The organism is Enterococcus sp. SMC-9 (assembly GCF_021011285.1).
Classification (GTDB): Bacteria; Bacillota; Bacilli; order Lactobacillales; family Enterococcaceae; genus Enterococcus_C; species Enterococcus_C montenegrensis.
The window spans coordinates 430,820-447,628 of record NZ_JAILYE010000002.1 but is presented as its reverse complement, the minus strand read 5'-3'; the positions used below and the strand labels follow the sequence as shown (position 1 = coordinate 447,628).

General features: G+C 35.7%; 16 protein-coding genes and 1 tRNA gene. 16 read left to right on the top strand and 1 reads right to left on the bottom strand.

Annotated features, from left to right (window positions below):
* The 6 genes from K4422_RS04880 to K4422_RS04855 all read left to right on the top strand — a co-directional run bounded on the left by K4422_RS04880 (position 1) and on the right by K4422_RS04855 (position 5,846).
* Positions 1–74: transfer RNA gene (locus K4422_RS04880), tRNA-Asn, on the top strand.
* Between the two features lie 124 nt (positions 75–198).
* On the top strand, positions 199–708 hold the full coding sequence (locus K4422_RS04875) for a DinB family protein (protein ID WP_206904352.1): 510 nt from the start codon (positions 199–201) through the stop codon (positions 706–708).
* 118 nt (positions 709–826) lie between these two features.
* The gene (gene truA / locus K4422_RS04870; protein WP_230709494.1) at positions 827–1,567 is read left to right on the top strand and encodes a tRNA pseudouridine(38-40) synthase TruA; all 741 of its coding nucleotides are present in this window, start codon (positions 827–829) and stop codon (positions 1,565–1,567) included.
* Between the two features lie 15 nt (positions 1,568–1,582).
* Positions 1,583–2,230 carry a glucose-6-phosphate 1-dehydrogenase family protein gene (locus K4422_RS04865; protein ID WP_230709492.1) on the top strand — a complete coding sequence of 216 codons (648 nt, stop codon included), beginning with the start codon at positions 1,583–1,585 and terminating at the stop codon, positions 2,228–2,230.
* Positions 2,231–2,415: 185 nt separating this feature from the next.
* Positions 2,416–3,051, top strand: a complete 636-nt coding sequence (locus tag K4422_RS04860; protein ID WP_230709490.1) for a nitroreductase family protein — start codon at positions 2,416–2,418, stop codon at positions 3,049–3,051.
* Positions 3,052–3,302: 251 nt separating this feature from the next.
* Entirely contained in the window at positions 3,303–5,846 is a 2,544-nt protein-coding gene (locus tag K4422_RS04855) for a sigma 54-interacting transcriptional regulator (RefSeq protein WP_230709488.1), read from the top strand.
* A 92-nt stretch (positions 5,847–5,938) separates the two neighbouring features.
* On the opposite strand, the gene K4422_RS04850 is transcribed toward K4422_RS04855, so the two are convergent.
* Entirely contained in the window at positions 5,939–6,724 is a 786-nt protein-coding gene (locus tag K4422_RS04850; protein ID WP_230709485.1) for a PHP domain-containing protein, read from the bottom strand.
* A gap of 359 nt (positions 6,725–7,083) precedes the next feature.
* On the opposite strand from K4422_RS04850, the gene K4422_RS04845 reads away from it, so the two are divergent.
* From K4422_RS04845 to K4422_RS04800, 10 genes are all read left to right on the top strand, one after another.
* Positions 7,084–7,497: a PTS sugar transporter subunit IIA gene (locus K4422_RS04845; RefSeq protein ID WP_206904368.1), complete on the top strand. Its 414-nt coding sequence runs from the start codon at positions 7,084–7,086 to the stop codon at positions 7,495–7,497.
* Positions 7,498–7,527: 30 nt separating this feature from the next.
* Entirely contained in the window at positions 7,528–8,007 is a 480-nt protein-coding gene (locus K4422_RS04840) for a PTS sugar transporter subunit IIB (RefSeq protein ID WP_230709483.1), read from the top strand.
* A 36-nt stretch (positions 8,008–8,043) separates the two neighbouring features.
* Complete coding sequence (locus K4422_RS04835) at positions 8,044–8,865, top strand: PTS mannose/fructose/sorbose/N-acetylgalactosamine transporter subunit IIC (RefSeq protein WP_230709481.1); 822 nt, start codon at positions 8,044–8,046, stop codon at positions 8,863–8,865.
* Positions 8,866–8,904: 39 nt separating this feature from the next.
* On the top strand, positions 8,905–9,732 hold the full coding sequence (locus tag K4422_RS04830) for a PTS system mannose/fructose/sorbose family transporter subunit IID (protein ID WP_230709478.1): 828 nt from the start codon (positions 8,905–8,907) through the stop codon (positions 9,730–9,732).
* Positions 9,733–9,749: 17 nt separating this feature from the next.
* Positions 9,750–11,405 (top strand): glycoside hydrolase family 13 protein, encoded by a 1,656-nt coding sequence (locus K4422_RS04825; RefSeq protein ID WP_230709477.1) that lies wholly within the window; start codon positions 9,750–9,752, stop codon positions 11,403–11,405.
* A gap of 326 nt (positions 11,406–11,731) precedes the next feature.
* Positions 11,732–12,583, top strand: a complete 852-nt coding sequence (locus K4422_RS04820) for a helix-turn-helix domain-containing protein (RefSeq protein WP_230709474.1) — start codon at positions 11,732–11,734, stop codon at positions 12,581–12,583.
* A gap of 50 nt (positions 12,584–12,633) precedes the next feature.
* Entirely contained in the window at positions 12,634–13,527 is an 894-nt protein-coding gene (locus K4422_RS04815) for an FAD:protein FMN transferase (RefSeq protein WP_329957728.1), read from the top strand.
* 16 nt (positions 13,528–13,543) lie between these two features.
* A complete protein-coding gene (locus K4422_RS04810) occupies positions 13,544–14,152 on the top strand; it encodes an NADPH-dependent FMN reductase (RefSeq protein WP_206904378.1) in 609 nt (202 codons plus the stop codon).
* A 50-nt stretch (positions 14,153–14,202) separates the two neighbouring features.
* A complete protein-coding gene (locus tag K4422_RS04805; protein WP_230709473.1) occupies positions 14,203–15,462 on the top strand; it encodes an NAD(P)H-dependent oxidoreductase in 1,260 nt (419 codons plus the stop codon).
* A gap of 208 nt (positions 15,463–15,670) precedes the next feature.
* A complete protein-coding gene (locus K4422_RS04800) occupies positions 15,671–16,774 on the top strand; it encodes a hypothetical protein (protein ID WP_206904382.1) in 1,104 nt (367 codons plus the stop codon).
* Positions 16,775–16,809 lie beyond the last annotated feature (35 nt).

The following is a 16,809-nucleotide window of genomic DNA, read 5'->3' as shown; positions in this document are numbered from 1 at the left end:
TCCGGCATAGCTCAGTTGGTAGTAGCGCATGACTGTTAATCATGATGTCGTAGGTTCGAGTCCTACTGCCGGAGTTTTTGAGACAGCGTAGTTGCTGTCTTTTTTTATACATAGATTTAATACACCTGTAATTTATAGGAAACGTGTTAGAATAAACAACATAGATAAATTAAAAACTTATAAACGGAGGGGAAAACTGTGCAAATTACTGAATTATCCATTGAGACATTGTTAAGAGCAAAGGAACGGTTTGAAGATACATTAGAACAAATGAATGTAGCTGAGGCTAATAAAATGCCAGCGCCATTAATTAAATCTGTGACTTGGTTAACTTGGCATACTGCTCGAGAATTAGATTTTCAGATTTCGGATTTAAATAATTCACAAGCTTTATGGTTTAAAAAGGGTTTTGGCGAGCAGTTTAATCTTTCACTACCTGATGATACAGAGGATTGGCATCATACGCCGCAAGAAGCTGCAAAAGTTGTTGTAAAGGATAAGGCGTTATTACTAAATTATCTTGCTGCAAGTGTTGATTTTACAGTCGCTTATTTACAATCAATTAATGAAGAAAGTCTGCAAGATATCGTAGATACAAATTGGAATCCGCCAGTAACCCGACAAGTTCGAATTGTCTCTGCCATAGATGATGCAATAATGCACTCTGGACAGGCAGTTTACACTAGAAGATTAGTGATTGGAAAATAAAAAAATTAGAAGCTACAGGGAGATTTTTTTAGCCCTGTTTTTTCTTTGGTACGCTAACTTTTTCAATGGCTTGCTTATTTGGTAGAATAGACAACAAGTTAAAAAAGGAGTCATAAAAATGAAAAATATTAAATTGACGATTGAGTATGATGGAAGACGTTATCTGGGTTGGCAGCGGCTTGGAAGCTCGGATAAAACAATTCAAGGGAAAATCGAAAGTGTTTTGTTCCAAATGACTGGAGAAAAAATTGAAATTATTGGTTCTGGTCGAACAGATGCAGGGACACATGCCAGAGGGCAAGTAGCAAACTTTAAAACTGAATCTGAATTGTCACCACTTGAGATGCTTAATTTTTTGAACCGTTATTTACCTAACGATATTGTTATTAAAGATGTAGCGGAAATGAGTGAACGATTTCATGCTCGTTACAATGCCAGTGGTAAACAGTATAGTTACTATGTTTGGAACGATGTAATTCCGACGGCTTTTTACCGGCATCATAGTTTTTATGTACCCCAAGAGCTAAATTTAGAAAAAATGGAGAAAGCTGCTGAAAAGTTGCTCGGAACCCATGACTTTATTGGATTTTCTGCTTTAAAAAAGACAAAGAAATCGACGGTTCGCAAGATTGAAGAGATTCGAATTGAAAAAGATGGTGCCATGTTGCACTTTACATTTATAGGTAACGGTTTTTTGCATAAGATGATACGAATTTTAACGGGTACTTTGTTGGAAATTGGTATGGGTAAATTAGATATTAATATTATTGATGAGGTTTTGGCAAATAAAATTCGCCAAGATGCAGGAGAAACAGTTCCAGCCGCAGGGCTATTTTTAGATGAAGTTTTTTATGAATGATAAGAGGGATAAAAAATGCAATTAGATATTGCGGATTTTGAGGTTTTAGCTAGAGATAATTATACATTCAAACACTTAAAGGTAACATATTCAGTTACCGAGCTTGAAGAGATCAAGTACGAATATAAAAAACATTGGCAAAAATGGAAAGAACTGAATTTAACAGTTGCTACTAATTTACCCAAAGACTTTGGTATTACAAAGCCCAAAATAGAAAGCTGGACCAATGGTTGGAATTTACGGAACCACTTTTGGTGTGCCTATCGTAGTGAATCACGTCAAAGAGAAAACGCCTGTCTAGCGGTACTATTAAATATAAAGCAGTATCAGATTTATCTCATGTTTCAACATTACAAAAGTTCTGAACGGTCCGGAAGTGTTGCGGCCTATAACGATTTATTACAAGAAATTGCTATCTGGAGTCAAAAGATCGATATTACAGACTATTATATTTGGCCTCAAGTAGAACATGAACTAGATGATCATCTGGCTTTGAAAGATTACTTGGCTAGTGAAAAGTTACAAACAGAATTTCAAGCAAAGCTAGCAGGAAAAACTTTTCAAATCGGGAAACTTTTAATGAAAGCAAAATACCCTCAAATTGAAGATAAGACCGTAGCAACTTTAAAAGAATTAATGCCGTTATATCAAGCATTAGGTTAATAAAAAATGAAAATACAGCAGGTGGCATTGGAAGATGCTGCCGCTTTTTTTATAAAAAAAATTTTGTCGTATAAAAGTAATGATTCAAGTAAAGTGTAAGCTTTAATCTTGCCAAAAAAATTTGAATCAAGTATATTTTAGCAGTTAGTTTAGCACTTTAATTTTAAATAAAAGGAAGTAAGAAAATGACAGCATTCATAAATAATGACTTTCAGGATATTGTTTTAAACCGCAAATCGATTCGACGGTATGATGAAAATGTAAAAATCAGTCGAGAAGAAATGTTGACTATGTTAGATGAAGCAAATCGTGCACCTTCTTCAGTTAATTTGCAGCCTTGGCGCTACGTTGTTGTGGATACAAATGAAGGAAAAGAACAGCTACGCCCTTTTATTCGCTTTAATCAATTGCAAAATAATACTTCTGCTGCAATGATCTTAATTTTTGGTGACCGTAAAAATTATGAATACGGTAAAGAAATATATGGGGCAGCATTAAATGCGGGGCTGATGCCGCAAGAAGTTCATGATCGCCAATTAGCTACCATCATTCCTCATTATCAAAATCTATCTTTGAATGAAATGGATAATGTCATTTTGCGAGATGCTAGTCTTGCAGCAATGCAATTAATGCTAGTGGCGCGAGCCCATGGCTATGATACCAATGCAATTGGTGGTTTTGAAGCAGAAAACTTAGCGGAAACTTTTGATTTAGAAAAAGAGCGCTATTTACCAGTGTTAATTCTTTCTATTGGTAAAGCGGCAGAGTCAGGTTACCAGTCAGTTAGACTCTCTGCTGATAAATTGACAACTTTCAAATAAGCCACAAAATAAAAGACCTAAACCAAAAGTTTGTATTGTTTTTGGTTTAGGTCTTTTTTTCATAAGCAGATTTTTCTAGCTTAAAATGAAGCAGCCTAAATGAAATAACTGACAAAATTGCTTTATCTAAATGGTGCGATAAAATAGCTTAGCTTGGCTTGGATTCGTTTACTTCCGTGGTATAATGATTTTAAAGTAAAACTTAAACAATTAATTCTGTTTTTAATCAGATAAAAATAAGGGTGAAAAGAATGGCCACAAAAGCAAGATATGAAGTGCTTAATTCGATTAAGCACTTAGAAGATGATGGTAAAAAGGATCTGACAACGCAACAGATTGCCGATGAAAATGGGTTAACCAGAGGTGTAGTTAGCCATTATTTATCCCAACTGTTAAAAGAAGAATTGGTAGAAAAATTTGGGACAAAGCCGGTGTATTGGCGTCTTAAAAAAATTAAAGATCCATTTCGCGCATTTATTGGTGGCGAAGGTTCGTTAAAAAAAGTGATTGATGCCTGTAAAGCGGCTGTCAAATATCCACCAAATGGTTTTCCTTTGATTATAACCGGTGAATCTGGGGTTGGTAAAAGCTATTTAGCGCATTTGATTTATGAATATGCTAAGGCAAAAAGTGTAATTTCTTCTGAAGCGCAACTTATTTCTTTGAATTGTGCTGATTATGCCAATAATCCAGAATTACTTTCTTCAGTCTTGTTTGGTTTTAAAAAAGGCGCTTTTACCGGAGCGACAGAAGATACGGCAGGACTTGTGGCAGCAGCTGACGGAGGATTTTTGTTTTTAGATGAAATTCATCGTCTACCTAAAGAAAATCAAGAAAAATTATTTACTTTATTAGATAAAGGAACCTATAGTCCACTTGGTAGTAAAGAAGTACGACAAGTAAAGGTTCGTTTTCTTTTTGCAACGACAGAATCATTGGACGATATGTTACTGTTAACTTTTAGAAGACGAGTGCCAATGACCGTTACAATCCCCAATTTTATTGCAAGGCCCTCAGAAGAACGAATGGCATTAATCCAACATGCATTTATTACAGAAGCTAAAAAAATGAATAGAAAAATTAGCGTGAATAATAGTTTGATTATGGAATTACTAAAAACGCCTCAGGCTGGGAATTTGGGTTCGTTGAACAATCAAATCAAACTTCTTTGTGCCAAAGCCTATGCAAAACAAGCTGGGGATGACTTAATTATTGGAGACAAAAAACCAGCGGTAACTTTTTTACCCACCGATAAAATCACCAATCAAAACAGCGTGGCAAAGGAAATTGTCACCGCAATTTTGGCAGAATTACCCGAAAGCGAAAGTTTTCTTGATGGCCAATTTATTGTTGCAAAACATTTAAAAAAAGCACCGGGTGATAATGTTAGTTTACAAGTGACAAGCTATAGACAAGTGCTAAATGATACTTTAATCTCCTTATTATGGGAAAAATATGGAGTCAAAGAGCTGATACCAAAAGAGATTTTAAATTCTTGCGCTTTCTTTTTAGCTAATGTGCCACCGGTGCCACTTAGAGAGCAAAAAGCTTGGCTACTGAAGATAAAAGAACAATATCCGCGGGCTTTTTATTTATTTCAACAGCTATTTTCACCTTTAAAAAACAATGCAAGCAACGAACAAATCGCACTTGTTAGTGGTATGGCGCTTTTTCTATTAGACTATGCTGCGATAGAAAAAATTGAAGAGGTTAAAACCTTGTGCATATTAATCTCCCACGGAAAAAGTACAGCTTCAAGTATTCAAGGGGTGGTAAATGGCTTAGTGGGAAATTTTATTTTTGCAGCTTTTGATATGCCCTTAGATAGCAGTATGCCTGAAATTAGCCAGAAAGTGCAGCAGTATATTGCGAAGTTAAATCAAAGAAAATTACCAGTTATTTTGCTTTTTGATATGGGTTCTTTAAGTCAAATGTATAAACAAATTAAACAGTACTTGGATTCTGATTTATTAGTGATTAACAATTTATCAACACCCCTTGTTTTAGATGTAGCGCTACAAGTTCAACAACAAAAAAGTTTTAGAGAAATTGCTGAGCGGGCCAATACGTATCACGAAATGATTCATATTCAGTATTACGAAGGAATCTCTCAAAATAAAAATATCATCGTTTCGTGTATGTCAGGTGTCGGATTAAGTGAAGAAATTAAGCAGATCATGTTGGATCGTTTGCAAATGGAAAAAGAAATCATTACCATGGACTATCGAGATTTAAAAAATTCACTTGCTTCCCATGATATGGGGTATTTTGAAAAGACAGATTTTATTATCACCACCACAGATTTACCATATGATTATCAAATTCCAATTTTAAATATTTATGATATTATGGAGGCCAGTGGAACTAAACGCTTAAAAGAATTGTTATTAGCAACAGGTGAGAAGGAAAAAACAATTGCCAATTTAATTGAAGGGTTATTGGAGTTTTTCACTATTGAAGGAATTAGTAGTCGACTGCAATTTTTAAATCCGAAGGTTGTTTTAGGTGAAGTACAAGGCGTTGTAGCAAAGTATCAAGATTTTTTCACCATTGTCTTTGATGCAAAAGTGAAGTTGAATTTATACATGCACATTGCTTTAATGATTGAGCGGATGATGATTTCTTCACGGGAAGAGTCCGTCAGTGTCCAAGCAGAAGAACAACTGGATAAAACCAAACAAGAGTTTTTCTCGATTTCAAAAAATATTTTCCATCCGCTGGAAATGAAGTACAATATTGTCATTGATGATTATGAGCTCTCCTTAATGTATGAACTATTAAAATATTATATCTAACTTGAAAAAACGTCTTAAATAAAGGGCTGCAAATTGAGTTTTGCAGGCTAATTTAAGACGTTTTTCGCGTAATTAAAGAAATTTTTGTTTAGTTAGCTTTCAGGAATCGGCACCAATTTGATTTCCTTATTTTGAAATAGCGCAAGTTCAGTGACACCAAATTTTTTTAGCATTGCTCCCATTTGACTAAATTGGTTACGAAAATCTGACGCAATATGGGCATCAGAACCTAAAGTGAAAAGCTTACCACCTAGATTTTGATACAAGGGGACTGCATATTCATATAGTTGAGCATTTTGGTATTTGGCAAAACTTTTTGCGTTTAATTCTAAGCCCCAGTTTTTTGCGATTATATTTTTAAAGATTCGCGTTAATTGCTCTTCATAACGAGTTGCAAGTTCATGGGAAGTCACGTCTAAACGTCGTAAGCCGTATTCAAAGTGAGTTAGGATGTGACCAGCTTTAAAATCTTCGGTTACGCGTTCCATTTGCTGAAAGTATTCATCCATAATGGTGTATTTATCTTTGGTTAAAACAATATCGTCCATATAGTCGAATTGTCCGTTTTGATGGATACTTACCAATTGTAAATCATAGGGATACGTAGCGAGGTAATCGTAAATTTTACTTTCTTGACCAGGAACCACACCAATTTCAATCCCTTTTAGAAAAGTTGTAGGCTGGCTTATAAATTTTTGCTGTTGCCTTAAAAGTTCTTCGTAATCTGGAATATCATCTTGAAATGCATGAGCTGGATTTTTTAAATCAAAATGATCGGTGGCCACAAAAGTTGCGGGCTGTTGAACAAGATAATTTTCAAACCGTTCTTCAGAATCAAAAGACAAAAAAGTATGAAGATGTTGATCGTAATAATTCATGGCAGGCCTCCTATTGGCTACTATATCCGCTTTTTTAATTAAGATAGCATAACTTTATTAAAAAAACGCCAAGTTAGTCGAAATTTTTAGTAAAAGGATTGCAGCAAGAAGTTTTGAAAGTAAAAAGCTAAGTTACGTGGGAAACAGCGCTTAAAGCTGGGAATCAAAAAAGTCTTTTTATTTTAGTGTATGGGCCTGGTAAACATTGCTAAAATTTAAATTAATCAAAAAAGAAGTGCTTATTTTATTTTAAGCACTTCTTTTTTATGCCCAGTAAAAGCTTGATTTAAACCCTTTTTTTGAAGTTGGCACACAACTTGCTAGTAGTAAAGTGTCAAATGAAGAGAGGAGCAAAGTAAATGAAAAAAGTAGTAATTGCCACTCATGGCAATTTAGCCCAAGGAATTCAATCTACATTGGAATTATTTGTTGGTAAGAAACAAGATATTACCTATATTTCGGCTTATACACAAGGACAAGCGGATTTAGACACTCAGATTGATAATTTTTTTGCCCGTGTTACGCCAGCAGATGAAGTTATTGTTTTTACGGATATTTATGGAGGGAGCGTTAATCAAAAATTTGCGACTAAAACAACAGAAGAAAATATTTTTGTTGTTGCTGGTTTTAACGTGCCGCTTTTATTAGAAGTAATTTTAGCAACAGAAGCGATTAGTGATGAATTTATTCAAGAAATGATTACCAAAGCACAAGCAGGGATGCAACAAGTCAAACTTGCCAAAAATACGACTGAAAATGATTTTTTTGCTTAAAAAGTGTTAAAGAAAAAGGAGAGAAATAAAATGATTAAAACTTTACGAGTAGACGAACGCTTAATCCACGGCCAAATTGCAATGGTATGGTCCCGTGAGTTAAATATTGATGGGATTGTCGTTGCCAATGATGAAACAGCTGGCAATGAAACACAGCAAATGGCTTTAAAAATGGCGGTGCCAAGTGGGATCAAAGTAATTATAAAAACACTTCAAGGTGCAATTGATCTACTGCAAGATCCACGGGCAGAAAAAATGAAGTTGTTGGTTTTGGTTAAAACCGTTAATGACGCTGTTGTACTAGCAGATAAACTGCCTAATATCGCCTATGTGAATATCGGCAACGTCGGAAAAGCTGTAATCGGTGAGAAGAAGACTTTGACACAATTTGTCATGTTAACACCAGCAGAACTTACAAGCTTAGCTACTTTAGTTGAACTGTATCCAGAAACTGCACTACAAAATTTACCATCTGATAAAAAAGAGTTGGCCAAAGACTTTATCAAGTAATTGTTGAATCCACGTAAATAAAAGGAGCGAAAAATTATGTTATATGAAGCAATTGTAGTGGCATTAGTCGTCTTTTTAACAGTCGGCGGCCAGGAATTATTAGGTTTTACCATGTTGGGGCGTCCTATTGTCATTGGACCTTTAGTAGGGGTATTGCTTGGTGATATTCAAACAGGTTTATTAATCGGAGCCTCTTTAGAAACTATTTTTATGGGAGTCGTTAATATTGGGGGCGCAAGTTCAGCCGAACCTGGTCTTGCAACGGCTTTAGCTGCAGCATTTGCCATCAATTTGGGCGGTGGTGTGGAAGTTGCATTGCCAATCGCGATTCCATTAGGGATCATCGGATTACAAGTAAAGACGTTATTATATGTAGCAGTGGTAGGGCCTTTTGCTAGTCGCTTTGACAAAATGGCTGAAGAAGCTAATGAAAGAGGAATTATCCGCTTGCATTTTGGACTATGGGCATTGCAATGGGCGATCTATTCATTAATTCCATTTTTTGCCATCTTATTTGGCTCAAAAGCTACGCAAAATGTCTTGGAAATGATTCCGGATGTGATTATTAATGGCTTATCTGTCGCTGGTAATTTACTACCTGCAGTCGGAATGGCGATGTTAATGAAAATTTTATGGGACAATAACGTTTCCGCATTTTACTTCTTAGGCTTTTTGATTGTCGCATACTTCAAAATTCCATTGATTGCAGTAGCAGTTTTAGGGGTAATTATTGCCGTGACGATTGGACAACGGGATTTCCAATTGAAGAAAATGGAACAGCAAATCCAACAAAAACCTACGCTAGCAGCGACAAATGAAACAACAGAAGAGATTGAAAATGATGATTTCTTTAGTTAAGAAAGATTAGTTAATCGTAAAAAATGAGGAGGAAAAACGATGTCTCGATTTAATCAAAATGTTTCACCAGAAGAAAAGAAATTATTACGCCAAATGTACTGGCGCTCATTCACCTTGTATTCTGCAGTTACGCCAGCAAAACAAGGAGCTTCAGGCTTTGAATATGCGATGTTACCTTTTATCAATCGCTTTTATAAAAACCAAGAAGATAAAAAAGCTGCAATGGTACGTCAAATGTCTTATTTTAATACAAATGTGGCCATGGTACCTTTTATCATGGGGCTAAGTGCTTCAATGGAAAAAGAAAATAGTGAAAAGACAGATTTTAATCAAGATTCCATCAATGCGATTAAAACATCTTTAATGGGCCCATTAGCTGGTATTGGCGACTCGGTTTTCTGGGGCGTTTTGCGAGTAATTGCGGCAGGTGTTGCAGTCGGATTAGCGCAATCAGGTAATGTCTTGGCTCCGATTATCTTTTTACTTTTGTTTAATTTGCCCGTTCAACTTATTCGTTGGTATGGGGGGCAATTGGGTTACACACTAGGATCGGCTTACATTTCAGATTTATACGAAAATGGTCTGATTAATATTTTAACAAAAGCTGCAACCATTGTTGGATTAACAATGGTAGGTGCGATGACGAGCCAAATGGTAAAACTTGATTTGAAATGGAAAATGGTAATGGGTGGCAAAACGATTTTAAAATCCCAAGAAATGCTCGATCAAATTTTTATTGGTTTACTACCTTTAGCAGTTACCTTATTTTGTTTTTATCTATTAAAGAAGAAAAATGTTTCGATTAATGTTCTAATTTTTGGCATCATTATTGCAGCCATTGCTTTGTCATTACTTGGAATTGTATAAAAGAAAGGGGAAAGAGCATGCGTAGTGATTGGTGGAAAGAAGCCGTCATTTATCAAATTTATCCCAAAAGTTTTTACGACAGTAATGATGATGGCATTGGTGATTTAAAAGGAATCATCGAAAAATTACCCTATTTAGTCGATTTAGGTGTCGATGCCTTGTGGTTAAGTCCGGTGTATTTATCCCCGCAAATTGATAATGGCTACGATATTGCTGATTATCGAAAAATTGATCCGATTTTCGGAGACAATGAAGACTTGTATTCCTTAATTGCAGCAGCCCATGACAAAGGGCTAAAGATTATTATGGACTTTGTTGCCAATCATACTTCGGATCAACATTTATGGTTTCAAGAAAGTCGCAAGTCAAAAGACAATTTCTTTTCCGATTTTTATATCTGGCAAGATGCCAAGCCCGATGGTTCGCCCCCTAATAATTGGGGCTCAAGTTTTGGTGGCTCGGCATGGACTTTTGATGAGCGTAGAATGCAGTATTATTTACATTATTATGCGAAAGAACAACCGGATTTAAATTGGGAAAATCCTTTTGTCAGAGAATACATCTACGATATGATGCGCTTTTGGAAAGCCAAAGGGGTAGATGGGTGGCGGATGGATGTGATTACTTCCATTTCAAAAGATTGGCAGTTTCCCGATAACCCCCGGAGCAATACAACAGAAAATCAACAAAATGGTCCCCGCATGCACGAGTTTATTCATGAATTGAACCAAGCGGTCTTAGCACCTTTTGATATGATGAGTGTGGGCGAATCTCCAGCAGCTAAAGCACATGATGCCTACACATTAGTTGATCCTAAGCGAGAAGAATTGGATATGATTTTTACTTTTGAACATATGCATATCGATCGTAAAAAAGGAGATGTCAATGGTCGATGGGCTTTAAAAAAACGAGATTTAGTTACATTGAAAGAAATTTTAAGCAACTGGCAGCATGAATTAAAAGACAAAGGGTGGAATGCGCTTTACTTTGAAAATCATGATCGCGCCAGAGTAATCTCACGTTGGGGTAATGATACAAATTACCGCTACGAATGTGCAACGGCCTTTGCGACAGTCTTACATGGCTTACAAGGGACACCTTTTATTTATCAAGGAGAAGAGATTGGCATGACGAATGCTGATTTTGAAATTACAGATTATGAAGATATTGAGCTATTAGGAAATTATGATTACTATGTAAAACAGCAGCAAACTATTTCCCATGAGGATTTCCTACAAGCAGCTCGCAAAGTTAGTCGTGATAATGCACGAACACCAATGCAGTGGACAGCGGAAAAAAATGCTGGCTTTACTAAAGGTGTACCTTGGTTTAAGTTGAATCCTGCTTATTCTAAAATCAATGTAGCCAATGATTTAAAAAGTGATCATTCTATCTATCGTTATTATCAAAAGTTGATTGCATTGCGGCACAATGAAACGATTTTAAAAGAAGGAACCTACGAATTATTATTGCCAACAGATGAACAGATATTTGCCTATTTGCGCAAAGATAACCAAAAACAATGGCGGATTGTGGCGAATTTAAGTGAAAATACAATCGAAAATCCATTTGCAGCCAGTGATCAAAAAGCACAAGTGATTCTTAGCAATCAAAAAAATCAGCTGGTTTCAGACTATTTACAGCCTTATGAAGCGTATATTGTTGAAGCTTAAATAAATAACTTCTCAAATTATGATGGATAAATTTCTTCCTTACTAACCGATTTTAGAAAGTAAGAAATTTTTCAGTCACTGTTTGAGAAGTTTTTTTGTCAGGAAAATGAAGTTAAAGACTATATTTTAATGTTTGTCGTAAAAAGGAATAGCTAGAAACATTGCATATTTCAATAGTGTCTCTAATATGTAAGATTTGTCAAAAAAATTATATAAAATATTATATATCGACTTTGACTTTACCAGTATGGCGGCGTAGTATGCAGATGTAAAGCGGTATCATTAACAATGTGAAAATAAGCACAATTTAAAAAAGGAGGGAGTTAATGCAGATTGAAAAATTTATTGCGGCACGAAAAAAGGCTGGCTTCTCACAAATCGAATTGGCGCAAGGCATATGTACACAAGCAACTTTAAGTCGTTTTGAAAACAATGGCCAAGTGCCAAGTTTGAAAATTCTCATAAAGCTCTGTGAACGGCTAGACTTTCCAATTGGAGCGTTATTTCCCAAAATCGGTGTGAAACATACAACGCTTGTTGCCACCTTTGATGAAATCGAATTTTTATTGATTACAATGGAATATCAAAAGGCACAAAATTTGCTAGCCAATATTTTAACAAATGAGCTGGATACTCCTGAGTTAAAGATGCGCTACCATTATTTGTCAGGTTTTCTTTTGTACTATCAAAAAGCAGCAGCTGTCGAGGTTTTATTTGCTTTTAATCAGTTGCTATTGGAAGAAGATACGCTCTATCAGCTGTTGGCTTATACGGGTATGGGACTAGTTTACAGTGAGGCTGGTGAAAAAGTAAAAGGGGAAGTCTATTTTGATAAAGTGTTGCGTAAAATTTATGACTATCCAGTTAAATCCATAGAAGAAACCTGGCGCGTGCTGCATATTTTATATCAATGTGGTGTTTTTTACAGTGAAATTGCAGAATATCAAGTTAGCAATACGTTATTGGAATATGCGCTTTCCATTTGTTCAGATAATCACGTCACCTTCTATTTGGCAAGAGTGGCTACACAGTTAGCCTGCAATGCCATGAAACTTAAAATGCCCCAAGGCGAGATTTTAGAACGGCTTGCAGACGCTAATGCGTATGCCAAAATTAATCGCAACGAAATTGCACAAAAAACGATTGCCCAGCTAACACAAGCAGTCAAAAAAAGTTAAGTTGGTCAAAAAATAAAGAGGTGAATACTTTGGCAACAAGACAGCTTTATATGATGGGTACAGTCATTGATCTTCTTGTTGATCACCAAGAAGCAGAAAAAATTTTGGATGAGTTGGAAAAACGATTAAAGCTTTATGAAAAGCGGTTTAGCGCCAATGATCCTACTTCTGAATTAATGGTCCTAAATCACAATGCCGGCATAAAAAAAGTTGTCCTTCAGCCAGAATTATATGAATTAATCAAGTTAGGAAAAGAAAATAGTCTTACAAGTGAGCAGCTAAATATTGCCATTGGCCCTTTAATTCAAACGTGGCGCATCGGTTTTAGTGATGCTAAAGTACCTTCAGATGAAGTGATTAAAAGTTTATTAGCTAAAACTAACCCCCACAATATTCAATTAGATGATCAAAATCAGACTGCTTTTTTAACAGAAAAAGGCATGCTGTTAGATTTAGGGGCATTAGCTAAAGGTTTTATTGCTGATTTATTGGTGGCATATTTAAAAGAAGAAAACGTCACAGGCGCATTAATTAATTTAGGTGGCAACGTGGTCGTTTTTGGCACAGCAAGACAACATGAAGATGGATTATGGCGCATTGGTGTGCAAGACCCTAGCAAAGATAGGAATCAAACGCGTCTGATTTTAAAGGTAACCAATCAATCCGTAGTTACTTCGGGAATTTATGAGCGTAGTCTAATCAAGGAAAATAAAAGATATCACCATATTATTGATCCAAAGACTGGCTATCCTGTCAAAACGGAGGTTCTTAGTTTAACCATTGTATCAAAAAAATCAGTAGACGGTGAGATTTGGACTACCCGCTTATTTGGGCTACCAACTGCTGAAATCATACGTACTTTAAACCGTACTTCAGGTATTGAAGGAATTATCATCACAACAGATGAGGTCATCTTATCTGATGGAATTAGAGATTTAATGTAGAGAAAGGATTTTTCAAATGTATAAATTTATCGGACTTGTGGGTACCAATTCAAAGGAATCAACAAATCGTGCATTGTTGGCCTACATGCAAAAAAAATTTGCGGCTGAAGCAGAAATTGAATTAGTAGAAATTAATAATCTTCCTCTTTTTAATAAACCGGCAGACAAAAAAATACCAGAAAGTGTGCAGGCTATTGCTGAAAAGATCAACAAAAGCGATGGCGTAATCATTAGCACACCTGAATATGATCATGCAGTGCCAGCAGCGTTAATGAATGCTTTAAGCTGGTTATCTTACGGTATTTATCCTTTTGTTGATAAGCCTGTTATGATTACGGGTGCTTCTTATGGGACGTTAGGTTCTTCTAGAGCGCAAGCCCATTTACGTCAAATTTTGGATGCACCAGAATTAAAAGCGCGAATTATGCCTAGTTCAGAATTTTTATTGAGTCATTCTTTAGCGGCTTTTGATGAAGCGGGCAATCTAAATGATGAAAAACAACAAGAAAAACTCGCAGGCTTATTTCAGGATTTCACTGTTTTTGTCACGATTACCAAACAATTGCAAAACAGTCACGCAGTAAATCAACAAGCAGCTGAAAATTTTTCTTGGGATAACATCTAAAGCAGGGTTATTTTAGTTTAACTATTTACAAGCATAAAGGAGTCTTTGCTATGAAAATCGTCGGTATTGTCGGATCAAATGCAGATCTTTCTTATAACCGTCTTTTGTTAAAATTTATTGGTAAAAAATTTGGTCATTTATTTGACTTTGAGTTGTTGGAAATCACCGATGTTCCCTTATTTAATCAAAGCCAGGATGCAACAAATAGTCCAGCTATTCAAAAATTAAATCACAAAATTAAAATGGCAGATGGTGTAATTATCGCAACTCCAGAACACAACCATACTATTCCGGCTGCTTTAAAAAGTGTGCTTGAATGGTTATCTTTTAAAATTCATCCCCTTGAAAATAAACCGGTTATGATCGTGGGAGCTTCTTATTATGACCAAGGTTCTTCCCGGGCACAACTACATTTACGTCAAATATTAGATGCGCCTGGTGTCAATGCGATTGTTATGCCAGGAAATGAATTCTTATTGGGAAAAGTAAAAAATGCTTTTGATGAAAATGATAATTTGAAAGATCAAGGAACAATTGATTTTTTTGGGAGCACATTGGAAAAATTTCTTCAATTTGTCAATGTCACGGCTTTATTAAATCCTAAGCCCAAAGCAGAACCAGAAGATTTATATGCAACTGGTAAAATTGACACAACAATTGAAGGTGCCGATATGTGGGCAGATGACTGGTTGGAACAAGCGACAGCAATCGTTGAACCTGCAGTAGGTCGTGATTATGTTAAATTAGACCGGGGACTTTTAACCGTGGATCAATTGAATTATTTCTTAGATTCGATGCCGATGGAATTAACCTATGCCGATAGCAACAATCAATTTTTATATTATAACCAAACAAAGCCCGCTAATGAGATGTTAGCGCCGCGGGTGCCAGGCCAAGTGGGAAATCCATTGGCAAAATGTCATCCAGAAAAAGCTTATCAGAATGTCGAATGGGTAATTCAACAATTGCGCTCAGGTGCCACCGATGTCGTTCGCGTACACGTTCCAAAACAAATGCCTGAAAAATATATTGTTCATAATTATCAAGCTATGCATGATAAACAAGGCAATTATATGGGAATTAATGAATATATTTTAGACTTTAAGCCAATTGTCGAATGGTACTTGCAACAAACGGGGCAAAAATTAGTTGGCGATGTCGACGGCGTAACTAGTGCTTCTAAAAAAAATGAAACACCTGCAGTTGACGGCGTCTCCAGTGCTTCTAAAAAAGACGCAGCGTCTGCAGTAAGTGCTGTAACACCAACACCTGCAGTTGATGGTATCTCTAGCGCTTCTAAAAAGGATTAGTAAAAACAAACGATACTAAAAAACACTAAAGACTAGATTCGCAATCTGGTTTTTAGTGTTTTTTTGTAGGTTAAAACAAATGATTTTTTTCAAGGTTACCATTATTACAGTAGTTTTTTTATATATTGTGATAAAATTAATTTATTGAAATGTTAGCGGTTAATTTTGGTTATGGTTATTGGCTTCAAAAGATATAAGGGGGGATTGAATGTTGAAAAAGTGGTTGACACATTATCGAAAATTTAATCAACAACAAAAGAAGTTATTATGGTTTTGGTTATTGGGGCTATCAATAGTTTTTATTGGCTATATTGGCTATACGACGTTTTATTTATACAGCGATAAACAGTCAGAAAACAAATACTGGACCCAGTATTTACATGAAAAAGAACAATTAACAACATCGCAGCAAAAACAAGCAAAAGATGCGATTTCAGTCAGTACGGGTGTCTATGTTGAGAACATTAATGAAATTAGTATTCGTAATTCCAATTTCAATGTCACATTTCAGGTCTGGTTTAAATGGGATGATCACCATGATTTGAATATGTTGGACCATTACGAAATATATAATGGCCAAATTAAGTCACAAGAAATTTTAAAAGAAAGTCGCGTTGGAAAAACGAATTATCAATTGGCACGTGTAAATGCTGTCGTCACGAAAACTTTTTGGACGACGCGATTTCCCTTAGGCTCTTATCAAATTCGCTTTTATTTAGAACCTAAAAGTCCAATTGAAAATATCGTATTACAGGCGGATCGTAAAAATTCATCGATTAATGAGAATATTAATATTTCTGGGTTTTCGGTCAAACGTTTTGACACCAATCTTTTTGTGCAAGAGTATCAAAATAATAAAGCTGACCCAGAGGCAAATGGAAATTACACAGTCACTGAATTTTTAACGGCAATTGAATTAAACCGTGAAAATATTGGGTTATATATCAAATGTTTTATTGCTCTGGTGGGGACTTTAGGTTGGGTCTTAATTGTTTTATTCATTTGTACGTACCATAATGTAGATCCATTGGGGATGATTCCAAGTGCATTATTTGGTACTGTAAGTAATATTTTAGTTGGAGCAAATTTGGTTCCCGATGCACTACACACGGGCTTATTGGAATTTGTTAATATTTTTGGCATCATTGTTATTTTGTTTTCATCCTTTGCTGTCATCACCATTAATCGACAGCGTTCTTACTATCACGATGATGATTTTGCTGCTTTTTTTGGCCGCCATATTTTTTGGATGGTCGCCATATTTACGGTGGCGGGAAATATCTTGTTACCAATGGCAGCTTATAATTTTTAAGCAAAAAATGTAAAAGTGCGCCAAAAACAGTGGAT